At 66.1% G+C, this 12,279-nt stretch carries 9 protein-coding genes; 1 reads left to right on the top strand and 8 read right to left on the bottom strand.

Translation table 11 applies throughout. From position 1 onward, the window contains the following. Positions 1-121: 121 nt before the first annotated feature. The 4 genes from gcvP to cycA all read right to left on the bottom strand — a co-directional run bounded on the left by gcvP (position 122) and on the right by cycA (position 6,879). Positions 122-2,989, bottom strand: coding sequence for an aminomethyl-transferring glycine dehydrogenase (gcvP, locus tag ACO6VM_RS11945; RefSeq protein ID WP_422403307.1), 2,868 nt, complete (start codon positions 2,987-2,989; stop codon positions 122-124). A 14-nt stretch (positions 2,990-3,003) separates the two neighbouring features. Then, positions 3,004-3,381: a glycine cleavage system protein GcvH gene (gene gcvH, locus ACO6VM_RS11940; protein WP_347151382.1), complete on the bottom strand. Its 378-nt coding sequence runs from the start codon at positions 3,379-3,381 to the stop codon at positions 3,004-3,006. Between the two features lie 462 nt (positions 3,382-3,843). Continuing rightward, positions 3,844-5,373, bottom strand: a complete 1,530-nt coding sequence (locus tag ACO6VM_RS11935) for a sigma 54-interacting transcriptional regulator (RefSeq protein WP_422403306.1) — start codon at positions 5,371-5,373, stop codon at positions 3,844-3,846. An 81-nt stretch (positions 5,374-5,454) separates the two neighbouring features. Beyond that, positions 5,455-6,879: a D-serine/D-alanine/glycine transporter gene (gene cycA, locus ACO6VM_RS11930; protein ID WP_422403305.1), complete on the bottom strand. Its 1,425-nt coding sequence runs from the start codon at positions 6,877-6,879 to the stop codon at positions 5,455-5,457. Between cycA and ACO6VM_RS11925 the strand changes: the two genes are divergently transcribed. Beyond that, the gene (locus ACO6VM_RS11925) at positions 6,862-7,248 is read left to right on the top strand and encodes a hypothetical protein (protein ID WP_422403304.1); all 387 of its coding nucleotides are present in this window, start codon (positions 6,862-6,864) and stop codon (positions 7,246-7,248) included. The two genes, cycA and ACO6VM_RS11925, sit on opposite strands and share 18 nt — an antisense overlap. 80 nt (positions 7,249-7,328) lie before the next feature. Here ACO6VM_RS11925 and betA read toward each other — a convergent pair whose 3' ends face one another. The 4 genes from betA to ACO6VM_RS11905 form a co-directional block, all read right to left on the bottom strand. After that, positions 7,329-9,014 carry a choline dehydrogenase gene (betA, locus tag ACO6VM_RS11920; RefSeq protein ID WP_422403303.1) on the bottom strand — a complete coding sequence of 562 codons (1,686 nt, stop codon included), beginning with the start codon at positions 9,012-9,014 and terminating at the stop codon, positions 7,329-7,331. A gap of 3 nt (positions 9,015-9,017) precedes the next feature. Further along, positions 9,018-10,487 carry a purine-cytosine permease family protein gene (locus ACO6VM_RS11915; protein ID WP_422403302.1) on the bottom strand — a complete coding sequence of 490 codons (1,470 nt, stop codon included), beginning with the start codon at positions 10,485-10,487 and terminating at the stop codon, positions 9,018-9,020. Beyond that, entirely contained in the window at positions 10,484-10,663 is a 180-nt protein-coding gene (locus ACO6VM_RS11910) for a hypothetical protein (RefSeq protein WP_422403301.1), read from the bottom strand. Before ACO6VM_RS11910 ends, ACO6VM_RS11915 begins: the two co-directional genes overlap by 4 nt. A 92-nt stretch (positions 10,664-10,755) precedes the next feature. Continuing rightward, complete coding sequence (locus ACO6VM_RS11905) at positions 10,756-12,264, bottom strand: aldehyde dehydrogenase family protein (protein ID WP_422403300.1); 1,509 nt, start codon at positions 12,262-12,264, stop codon at positions 10,756-10,758. Positions 12,265-12,279: the final 15 nt, after the last annotated feature.

The raw sequence follows: 12,279 nt of genomic DNA, 5'->3' as shown, positions 1-12,279 counted from the left end.
TGCTTTTTTTTTGGTTTGTCCCTTCCCCCCCCCCCCCCCCTTCTCTCCCCCCCCCCCCCCCCCCCCCCCCCGCTCCCACGTTTTCAATCCTGATCCGTGGGCAATCGCCCAGCCGTCATCATCAGGCGTCCTGGTAGCTCGACAGCGGCGGGCAGGCGCAGGCCAGGTTGCGGTCGCCGTAGACGTTGTCCACGCGCCCCACCGGCGGCCAGTACTTGCTTGCGCGCAGGGTGGCCAGCGGGTACACCGCCAGATCGCGGCTGTAGCCGTGGCGCCATTCGCCGACCAGTTCGAAGGCGGTGTGCGGGGCGTTCTTCAGCGGGTTGTCGAGTGGGTCCAGGGTGCCGTTCTCTACCGCGCGGATCTCTTCGCGGATGCAGATCATCGCCTCGCAGAAGCGGTCCAGCTCCTCCTTGGATTCGCTCTCGGTCGGCTCGACCATCAAGGTGCCGGCCACCGGGAAGGACATGGTCGGGGCGTGGAAGCCGAAATCGATCAGGCGCTTGGCCACGTCTTCGACGCTGATGCCGCTGCTGTCCTTGAGTGGGCGCAGGTCGAGGATGCACTCGTGGGCCACCAGGCCGTTGTCGCCGCTGTAGAGCACCGGGTAGTGCTCCTCCAGGCGCCGGGCGATGTAGTTGGCGCTGAGGATCGCCAGCTGCGAGGCGCGCTTGAGCCCTGCCCCGCCCATCATGCGCAGGTACATCCAGGTGATCGGCAGGATGCTCGCGCTGCCATAGGGCGCCGCGCTGACCGCGCCGTGTTTGTTCGGCATATGCCCGTGGCCGGGCAGGAACGGAGCCAGGTGCGCCTTGACGCCGATCGGGCCGACGCCGGGGCCGCCACCGCCGTGGGGGATGCAGAAGGTCTTGTGCAGGTTCAGATGCGACACATCGCCACCGAACTTGCCCGGCGCGCACAGGCCGACCATGGCGTTCATGTTGGCGCCGTCCAGGTACACCTGGCCGCCGTGCTCATGAATGATCGCGCAGATGCGGCTGATGCCGTCCTCGAACACGCCGTGGGTCGAGGGGTAGGTGATCATCAGCGCGGCCAGCTGCGCCGCATGCTGCTCGGCCTTGCGCTGCAGGTCGGCGACATCGACGTTGCCACGCGCATCGCAGTCGACCACCACCACCCGCAGGCCAGCCATCTGCGCCGTGGCCGGGTTGGTGCCGTGGGCCGACGACGGGATCAGGCACACATCGCGCCCCGCCTGGCCACGGCTGGCGTGGTAGGCACGGATGGCCAGAAGGCCTGCGTACTCGCCCTGGGAGCCGGCGTTGGGCTGCAGCGACATGGCGTCGTAGCCGGTGGCCGCGCAGAGCATGGCCTCCAGTTCATCGGTGAGTTGCCGGTAGCCCTGGGTCTGCTCGGCCGGGGCGAACGGGTGCAGCGCGCCGAACTCGGGCCAGGTGATCGGGATCATCTCGCTGGCGGAGTTGAGCTTCATGGTGCACGAGCCCAGCGCGATCATGGTCCGGTCCAGGGCCAGGTCCTTGTCGGCCAGGGCACGCAGGTAGCGCATCAGCCCGGTTTCCGAGTGATGGCGGTTGAACACCGGGTGCTGCAGGAAGGCCGACTCACGCAGCAGCGCGGCCGGCAGGCGGTCGCCCGCATCGGCGGCCAGGGCGGTGAAGTCCGGCAGCGCCTGGCCTGGCATGGCGAACACCTGCCACAGGGCCTCGACGGCAGCCTGTTCGCAGGTTTCATCCAGCGACACCCCTACCCGCACATCATCGATCAGCCGCAGGTTCAGGCGTGCGCCGTTGGCGGCGGCCAACACCTGGGCCACGGGCTGGGCGGTCAGCACACTGACGGTGTCGAAGAAGTGCTGCTGCTCGACCTGGTGCCCGAGTTGTTGTAACCCCTTTACCAGAATCGCCGTCAGGCGGTGCACCCGCCGGGCGATCCGGGTCAGGCCCTGGGGGCCGTGGTAGACCGCGTACATGCTGGTGATATTGGCCAGCAGCACCTGCGCGGTGCAGATGTTGCTGGTGGCCTTCTCGCGGCGGATGTGCTGCTCGCGGGTTTGCATGGCCAGGCGCAGGGCCGGCTTGCCGAAGCGGTCGATGGAGACGCCGACCAGCCGGCCGGGCATGTCGCGCTTGAATTGATCGCGGGTGGCGAAGTACGCCGCGTGCGGGCCACCGAAGCCCAGCGGCACGCCGAAGCGTTGGGCACTGCCCAGCACCACGTCGGCATCGAACTCGCCCGGCGGGGTCAGCAGGGTCAGCGCCAGCAGGTCGGCGGCCACCGCCACCAGCGCACCGGCTGCGTGGGCACGCTGCACCAGGCTGCGCGGGTCGCTGATGGCGCCGGTGCTGGCCGGGTATTGCAGCAGCAGGCCGAAGTAGCCCTCCAGCGGCTGGTTGTGCAGCGCCGCTTCGTCACCGATGACCACTTCGATGCCCAGCGGCTCGGCACGGGTGCGCAGCACGTCGAGGGTCTGTGGGTGGCAGTGCTGCGAGGCGAAGAAGGCCGGGGTCTTGTTCTTCGCCAGGCGCTTGCAGAAGGTCATCGCTTCGGCGGCGGCGGTGGCTTCATCGAGCAACGAGGCGTTGGCGATTTCCATGCCCGTCATATCGCTGATCAGGGTCTGGAAGTTCAGCAGCGCTTCCAGGCGGCCCTGGGAAATCTCCGGCTGGTACGGCGTGTAGGCGGTGTACCAGGCCGGGTTTTCCAGCAGATTGCGCAGGATCACCGTCGGCGTGTGGCAGGGGTAGTAGCCCTGGCCGATATGGTTACGGAACAACTGGTTGTTGCCGGCGATGGCCTTTAGCGCGGCCAGGGCTTGGGCCTCGCCCTGCCCGTTGCTCAGTTCGAGCACGCTGCTGCCCTTGATGCTGGCGGGGATGACGCTGTCGATCAGGGCGTCCAGCGAGTCATGGCCGGTGAGCGCCAGCATGGCGTCGATATCGGCCTGGCGCGGGCCGATATGCCGGGGGATGAACTCGTTGTCGGTGCCCAGGGGGATGGCGTTGATCATGTCGGCCCCCGGGCTCAGGCGTTGTCGGCCAGGAAGCGGTCGTAGCCGTCCTGGTCCATCAGGCTGTCGAGGTCGGCCAGGTCGCTGGCCTGGATGCGGAAGAACCAGCCGTCCTGCATCGGCGAGGCGTTGACCAGCTCGGGGTCGTCGGCCAGGGCCTGATTGACCGCCACCACCGTGCCGTTGAGCGGCATGCCGATATTGCTGGCGGCCTTCACCGACTCCAGCACCGCGACTTCGCTGCCCTCGTCGTACGCGCCGGGCTCGGGCAGCTGCACGAACACCACATCACCCAGGGCCTGCTGGGCGTAGCTGGTGATGCCTACGGTCAGCTCGCCGCTCGCTTCCAGACGCAGCCATTCGTGTTCAGGGGTAAAACGCAGAGTGCTCATGGAGGTTCCTTTCTTGTTATCAGGTGGGTCCCGGGACAGGACTACCGGTAACAGAGCAAGGGCAATGCCAACTCAATAAAAACGTTATATTTCAGATAGTTATATGTTTTTCGGCGATATCCACCGGCCTGCACCTCGGAGCGAAATCGCTCCGTCTGCAGTGCCCGCCTGCCAGCACCGGGCTGGCGGGCCAATCCAGCCGGGGTTCAGGCCACGCTGGAGCACAAACACTCCAGTGGAGCGAAGTGAGTCCGGGCCCTTACTAGGCTCTGTACGAAAAGTTTTGTGGGAGCGGGCTTGCCCCGCGATGGAGTGCGAACCGCTCCTGTACCCGATATCAAATAGTGTCAAAGACGCCGCGAATTCAGACTTTGCTGCCGCGTCGCGGCAGATCGCGGGGCAAGTCGCATCGGCGCACCGCCGCTCCCACAAAGTTGAATGACCACACTTTTCGTACAAAACCTAGGCCCGGCTGGCGATACCGTACTTGCGCAGGCGCTGGCCGATGGCCGTGTGCGAGGTTTGCAGGCGCAGGGCCAATTGCCGGGTGGAGGGGTAGCTGGCGTAAAGCTTCTCCAGCAGGTCCTTTTCGAAGCCCTGCACCGCCGCCTCCAGGCTGACCACCTCCTGGGCGTCGGGCTGCTGGCTGCTCAAGGCGGTGCCGGCCAGCTCCAGGTCGTCGCAGTCGATCACATCGCCTTCGCTGATGGCCGCCGCGCGAAACAGCACGTTCTGCAACTGGCGCACGTTGCCGGCCCAGCGGTTGCCCAGCAGCAGCGGATGGGTAGCCAGGGCCAGCCGGCACGGCGGGCGCTGGATCTGCGCGCAGGCCTGGCGCAGGAAATGCTCGGCCAGCAGCAGGATGTCCTTGCCGCGCTCGCGCAGCGGCGGCACTTTCAGGTTGAGCACGTTGAGGCGGTAGTACAGGTCTTCGCGAAAACTGCCTTCGACCACCATGCCTTCCAGGTGGCGGTGGGTGGCGCAGACCACCCGCACATTGACCCGCACCTCGCCACCGCCGCCTACCCGGCGAAAGCTGCCGTCGTTGAGAAAGCGCAACAGCTTGGCCTGCAGGTAGGGCGACATCTCGCCCACTTCATCGAGGAACACCGTGCCGCCATCGCCCAGTTCCAACAGCCCCGGCTTGCCGCCCCGCTGGGCACCGGTGAAGGCGCCGGCGGCGTAGCCGAACAGTTCGCTCTCGGCCAGGCTCTCGGGCAATGCCGCGCAGTTGAGCGCCAGGAACGACGCATCGCGGCGGGCGCTGAGGGCATGGCAGGCGCGTGCCACCAGCTCCTTGCCGGTGCCGGTCTCGCCCTGGATCAGCAGCGGTGCTTCCAGGCCAGCCACTTTGTGCAGGCGCACCTTGAGTTCCTTGAGCGGCGTCGACTCCCCCAGCAAGGCTTGCAGCCCGTCGGTGGAGTCATGCAGCAACGACGCCAGGCGCTCGCCGATGCGACTCGGCGGGTACAGCGTCAGCAGGCCGCCCACCAGGCCGTCGGCCCCGCCGCTGATGGGCGTGGCTTCGAGCAGCAGCGCCTGACCCTGGAACGCCACCTCGCACATGGGCAGGCGAAAACCCTTGGCGATCAGGGTCTGGCCCAGGTCGGGCTCGGCGAACAGCCGCGACAGCGGCTCACCGGCCGGCTCGCGGCCGATCAGGCTGACCAGGGTCGGGTTGGCCAACAGCACATGGCCGCTTGGGTCCACGGCCAGCACCGGGTCGCTCATCGCCGCCAGCAGCGCCTCCAGTTGCAGGCGCCGGCGGTGGCCGGGGAGGAAGTCGACCAGCTCGACCGCCTGCACGGCGTCCAGGCCCAGCAAGGCCGCGTGGAGTTCGTCCAGCACCGCCTGTGACAGCGCGGGTGCATCGATGTAGACGTTGGGCGGGACCATTTCCACCGCATCCAGGTTGAGGTTGCGCGCCCCCAGCAGTGCCAGGATCTCCTGGGTGATGCCGACGCGGTCGACGAAGGTGACGTGGATTCTCATCGGGACTCCCTGCTTGGCAAACGACAACAGGGGGACGGCGCACGGTGCGCTGCCCCCCTGGTTAAGACCTGAACCTGGCGATCAATCGGTATCGAGGGACAGCTGCCCGTTCTCCTGGCGTTTCTGGCGCAGGGAGCGATAGGCCAGGCCCAACACCGCGAACCACACCGGCACCGCGTACAACGCCAGGCGCGTGTCGGCCTCCAGGGCCAGCAGGCCGAGGATGAACACGAAGAACGCAAGGCACACCCAGCACATCAGCGTGCCGCCGGGCATCTTGTACTTCGAAGCCTGGTGCAGATGCGCCCGCTGCTTGCGGTAGGCCAGGTACGACAGCAGGATCATCGACCAGACGAACATGAACAGCAGTGCCGACACCGTGGTGATCAAGGTGAAGGCATCGAGCATGTTCGGCACCAGGTAGATCACCAGCGCCCCGGCCGTCAGGCAGACGCAGGAGAAGATCAGGCCATTGGACGGCACCGCGCGGCTGGACAGCGCGCCGAACCTGCCGGGCGCATCACCATCCACTGCCAGGCCGTAGAGCATGCGGCTGGTGGAGAACACGCCGCTGTTGGCCGAGGACGCCGCCGAGGTCAGCACCACGAAGTTGATGATCCCCGCCGCCGCCGGCAGCCCGGCCAGCACGAACAGTTCGACGAAGGGGCTCTTGTTGGCCACCACTTCGCGCCAGGGGGTCACGGCCATGATGGCGATCAGCGCGAACACGTAGAAGATGATGATGCGCAGCGGGATCGAGTTGATCGCCCGTGGCAGGTTGCGTTCCGGGTTCTTGGTTTCGGCGGCGGTGGTGCCCACCAGCTCGATGCCGACGAAGGCGAACACGGCAATCTGGAAACCGGCGAAGAAGCCCATGGCGCCATGGGGGAACATGCCCCCGTCATTCCACAGGTTGGCCAGCGAAGCGACGTTGCCGGCCGGCGACTGGTAGGCCGCCGCCACCATGTACAGCCCGGTGCAGACCAGGGCGCAGATGGCCACGATCTTGATCATGGCAAACCAGAATTCCATCTCGCCGAACAGTTTCACGGTCATCAGGTTGAGCGACAGCAGCACGCCGACGCAGCCCAGTGCCGGTAACCACAGGGGAATGTCCGGGAACCAGAACTGTGCATAGGCGGCAATCGCGATCACATCGGCAATGCCGGTGACGATCCAGCAGAACCAGTAGGTCCAGCCGGTGAAGAACCCGGCCCACGGCCCCAGCAGATCGGCGGAGAAATCGATGAAGGATTTGTACTTCAAGTTGGACAGCAATAATTCGCCCATCGCCCGCATGACAAAGAACAGCATGAAGCCAATGATCATGTAGACGAAGATGATCGACGGGCCGGCCAAGCTTATGGTCTTGCCCGAGCCCATGAACAGGCCGGTGCCGATGGCACCACCGATGGCGATCAACTGGATGTGGCGGTTGGACAGGCTGCGCTGCAGTTCGTGGCCGTCAGCCTCAGGCAGGCGTTGGCCATGTGGCAAGTTGTTCATTATTTTTACCTTGCTAGTTTAATTGTTTTTATAACGTCACAAGTTCAACTTTCCGAGCCGGGCTTTTGGTCTTTAAGCCCGGCCGAACGCAAAGGAAAGAGCAAGGTATGTGCCAAGGGCCAGAGGCCGCTGGAATCGGGGTTTGTTATAGGTTTCGCACTATTGTTCCGTAATGAACTCACTCCAATAAAACCTGTTGATACAGCCTTCAACTTCCGTGAAGGCGTGGTAAACCCTGCCCTCACCCGCCCTGTAGCGATATCGCTACAATGGAGCGCATTCGGTCCGCGCCTGAGCGGCTGTCTTGTGTTGCTTGTACTGGCCTCATCGCTGGCAAGCCAGCTCCCACAGGAATTGCGCTTGGCTTGAGCCAGCGCGGTCAAGGTGGGAGCCGGCTTGCCGGCGATGAGGCCAGCACGGGCAGTGCAAGACAGTTGCGCCTACAGGGTTCAGGCGTGAACCTTGCGCACCGGCGCGCGGCTGCGCTGCTGCTCCTCCCAATCCCCCACCATCCCCACCGGCATATCGCTCGGCGCCAGCGGCTCGCGCCCGCGCACCAGGTCCGCCGCACGCTCGGCGAGCATGATGGTCGGGGCGTTGAGGTTGCCGTTGGGCTCGGTCGGGAACACCGACGAGTCGATCACCCGCAGCCCCTGCAACCCATGCACCCGCAGCGTGGAATCGACCACCGCCATGTCGTCCTCACCCATGCGGCACGAGCCGCAGGGGTGCATGGTGCTTTCCATGTTGGCGCGCACGAAGGCGTCGATCTGTTCGTCGGTCTGCACCTGGGGCCCGGGCGCCAGCTCCTCGCCGCGGAAGCGGTCCATGGCCGGCTGGGCGAGAATCTCGCGGGTCAGGCGCACACAGCGGCGGAAGCCCTCGCGGTCCTCTTCGCTCTGCAGGTAGTTGAAGCGGATTTCCGGGTGCTGGTACGGGTCGGCCGACAGCGCCCGCACATGGCCGCGGCTCTTGGGCTTGTTCGGCCCGGTGAGCACCATGAAGCCGTGGCCTTTGAACGGTTTGTCACCGTCGTAGCGCATGGCCGCCGGCAGGAAGTGAAACTGGATGTCCGGCCAGCGCAGCCCCTTGGAAGAACGGATGAAACCGCCGGCCTCGAAGTGGTTGCTGGCGCCCAGGCCATCCTTGAACAGCAGCCAGCGCAGGCCGATCATCGCCTTGCCCAGCAGGCTCATCTTGCCGTTGAGGGTGATTGGCTGCTTGCAGGCGTACTGGATGTAGATTTCCGAATGGTCCTGCAGGTTCTCGCCCACGCCCGGCAGGTGATGGCGCACCTGGATGCCGGCCTTCTTCAGCACCGCCTCGGGGCCGATGCCGGAGCGCTGCAACAGGTGCGGCGAGCCGATCGGGCCGGACGCAACCAGCACTTCGCGGTTGCACAGCACCTGGTGGGTCTGCCCGCCTTCGTCGTACTCCACCCCTACTGCGCGCTTGCCGTCGAGCAGGATGCGCCGGGTCATGGCGTGGGTGACCACGGTCAGGTTGGGCCGGCTCATGGCCGGGCGCAGGTAGGCGTTGGCGGTGGACCAGCGCACGCCGTCCTTGACCGTCATGTGCATGGCACCAAAGCCTTCCTGCATGTAGCCGTTGCAGTCGTCGGTCTTGATGTAGCCAGCCTCGGCACCAGCCTCGACCCAGGCGCCGTACAGCGGGTTCTGCATGTTGTTGCCATTGTTGGTGGCCAAGGGCCCGGCGCCGCCACGGTAGTCATCGCCGCCGAACTTGAAGTTTTCGGCACGCTTGAAGTACGGCAGGCAGTGGCGGTAGCTCCAGTGCTTGGCGCCCAGGCTTTCCCATTCATCGAAGTCGCAGGCGTGGCCACGGATGTAGACCAGGCCGTTGATCGACGACGAACCACCCAGCACCTTGCCCCGTGGGCAGTGCAGGCGCCGGCCGTCCAGGTGCGGCTCGGCCACGGTCTCGTAGCGCCAGTTGTATTTCTTGGTGTTCATCGGCAAGGAGAACGCGCTGGGCATCTGGATCAGCACGCTGCGGTCGCTGCCGCCGAACTCAAGGACCAGCACCGAAGTGCCGGCGTCCTCGGTCAGGCGGTTGGCCAACACGCAGCCGGCAGAGCCCGCACCGATGATGATGTAGTCGTATCGCTTGTTCATGGTTCAGTCCTGTACGCGAAGGCCAGCGGCCCGATCGTGATGTTGATTGCCCTTGGGGTAGTCGCCCCAGCCCAGGCGCGCCGCCAGCAAGCGGGTCAGGCCGTAGTGCACAAGCCCAGCCAGCAGGCAGGACGGCAGCGAGGCGGTGGCGAAGGTGAAGAAGCTGGTGTGGGCCAGGGTCTGCGGGTTGAACACCACCACGTAGATGGCGAAGCCCGCCGCCAGCGCCAGCAGCGCGATGGGGTTGAAGCCCCTGCAGAAGCGCAGTGGCGAGGCGCTTTGCTCGGCGTAAAGGTGGCGCAGGTTGACCCGCTGGCGGCGCAGGAAGAAGTAATCGGCAATGCCGATGCCGGCCAGGGCGCTGTTGAGTGCCGAGGTCCACACCAGAAAGATGAAGAAGCCGTCGTAGATCCCCGGCAGCAGCACCACGATGGCCACCGGGATAATGCAGAACAGCCCGATCAAAACCGCCCAGCCCAGGCTGCGCAGGCGCTCCCCGGCCAACTGGCGCAAACCGATCACCGCGGTGTAGAGGATGTTGACCATGCCGGTGAGGTTGGCCAGGGCCAAAAAGCCCAGGGCGATCACACCAAAGGCCATGCCCCCGGCCACCCGCATCCACGCGGTGGGGTCGCTGCTGCCCAGGGTGGTGGCGGCGAACAGGCTGACCGACTCGCCCAGCACCGCCGCGCCGAAGATGCCCACCAGGTTCGGCCAGAAGGCCGTGCGTTGGTTGCTGCACAGGCGCGACAGGTTGCCGATGTAGGGCCACCAGGAGAAGCCGGCGGCGATGTTGATTTCCACCGCGACCATGAAGTTGACGTGGGGGTTCTCGAACGGCGGCTGCAGGGGCGGCATGGCCAGCAGTTCGGCGAGGCTGTGGCTGCGCAGGATGAAGTACATCAATGCCAGCATGATCAGGATCAGGCTGGGCGCGATCAGCGCGCTCAGCAGGCGGATCATGTCCGGCCCGCGAATGGCCACCAGCGCCGCCAGCAGGATCGCCAGCAGTGCCCCGGCGGTCACCAGCCAGCCAGCGCCGTCGGGCTGGGCGTGCTGCACCAGGGTTTGCAGGTTGTCCAGCGCCCGCCCGCACATCAGCCCAAGCACCGCCAGCCAGCCCATGGTCAGCACCACCACCGAGAGGAAGTACACCAGGCGGCTGCCGTTGAGGCCGAACATGCTGCGCAGGTAGGTGAACTGCTCGACGCCGTACTTGCCGCACGGCAGGCAGGTGGACGCGGAGGCCAGCACCACGCCGAGGATATTGCCGATGACGATCGCGGCGATGCCCTGCAACGGCCCGACGAACAGCGCGGTGGCACCGCCGATCAGGAACACCCAGGTGGCCACCGCCAGCGCCGAGTTGGCGTAGGCATAGCCCCAGAAGCCCCAGACCCGCTCATTGGGCAGCAACGGCGTGTCGCCGCGTTCGGCCGCCAGGCGAAACTCCTGCTCGCGCAAGCGGCTCATGGCTGGCCTCCGAGCAGGTAGGCGCCGGCGACCATCACCATCGTCAGCAAGGCCAGGGCAATCACGTCACGGGCGGTCAATGCCCCCGGCCACTGCGCCCTGCCCTCCAGTTCTTCATAGGCGCGCAGGCGCCGTTCCAGGTCTTGCGCACGCTCTGCATCCACTTGGCTGTTCATTGGGCATCACCTCGACTTGTTCTTATTGTTGAAATTCGATGCGTTGATGAACCTGCGTCGCACGCCAGGCGACGCAGGCCGGCCTTGCTACCTCAAGGCAAGGTGATCCAGACCGCCTTGGTCTCCAGGAAGAACTCCAGTTGTTCCGCGCCCATGTCCTTGCCATAACCCGACTGCTTGTAGCCACCGAAGGGCATGGACGGGTCCAGGGTGCTGTGGGCATTGACGTAGACCGTGCCGGCGCGCAGGCGCGGGATCAGCCCGTGGACCTTGCCCAGGTCGTTGCTGTACAGCGCCGCCGCCAGGCCGTACTCGGTGTCGTTGGCCAGCGCCAGGGCCTGCTCCTGGGTGTCGAACGGCGCGGTCACCAGCACCGGGCCGAAGATCTCCTCGCGCACGATGCGCATGCGGTTGTCGCAGTTGGCGAAGATGGTCGGCTGCACGTAGTAGCCCGGGCCTTCGACCGGCTCGCCGCCGTAGTACAGCTGCGCCCCTTCGGCCTTGCCCAGGGCGATGTAGTCCAGCACCCGCTGCTGTTGCTGGCGCGACACCATGGGGCTGATGAAGCAGTCCGGGTCCAGGCCGGGGGCGATCTTCAGGGTGGCGGTGTAGCGGGCCAGCGCTTGCAGGAAGGCCGGGTACACGCTGCGCTCGATATAGGCGCGGGTACCGGCATCGCACACCTGCCCTGAGTTGAAGAATACGCCGTTGGCCACCGCTTCGGCGGCGGCCTCGATATCGGCGTCGGCGAACACGATCACCGGCGACTTGCCGCCCAGTTCCAGGGTCAGGCGCTTCATCTGGTCCATCGCCGCCTTGCCCACCGAGCAGCCCACCGGCGTGGAGCCGGTGAAACTCAGCTTGTCGATGCCCGGGTGGCGCGACATCGCCTCGCCGACCACGCTGCCACGCCCGGTGACGATGTTGATCACCCCGTCGGGGATGCCCGACTGCTGCACCAGTTCGGCGAAGCGCAGGGCCGACAACGAGGTCAGCTCGGCCGGTTTGACCACCACCGTGCAACCGGTGGCCAGGGCCGCGCCGAGCTTCCAGGCCATGGTCTGCAGCGGGAAGTTCCACGGCACGATGGCGCCCACCACGCCGACCGCCTCCTTGCGGGTATAGGCCAGGTAGTTGCCGGGCAGCGACGGCTCAACGGTGCGCCCATGCAGCTTGCTGGCCCAGCCGGCGAAATAGCGCAGGGTGTCGACCGTGCCCTGGATGTCCACGGCGCGGGCCTGGGCCACCGATTTGCCCATGTCGATCGACTCGATCTGCGCCAGCTCGTCGCCATGGCTTTCGATCAGGTCGGCCAGGCGCTGGATCAGGCGCTCGCGCTCCAGCGGTTTGAGCTGGCTCCAGGGGCCGCCATCGAACTGCGCGCGGGCGGCCTGCACCGCGCGGTCGAGGTCGTCGGCGGTGCCCATGGGGATGCGCGTCAGCACGCCCTCGGTGGACGGTTCGATGACGTCGGCGCTGGCGCCGTCGCTGGCTTCGCGCCATTCACCCCCGATGAACATGCGCTGGGCCTTGCCCAGGAAACGCTGGGTGGCCTCGGTAACGCCGAAGGCCTGCAGGTAGGTTTTGACCTTGTTGTCCACTGTCGAAGCTCCGGG

Source organism: Pseudomonas sp. GZD-209 (assembly GCF_049310485.1).
In the GTDB taxonomy this organism is placed as follows: Bacteria; Pseudomonadota; Gammaproteobacteria; order Pseudomonadales; family Pseudomonadaceae; genus Aquipseudomonas; species Aquipseudomonas sichuanensis.
The sequence above is the reverse complement of the archived record's forward strand: the minus strand, read 5'-3'. Positions and strand labels throughout refer to the sequence as shown.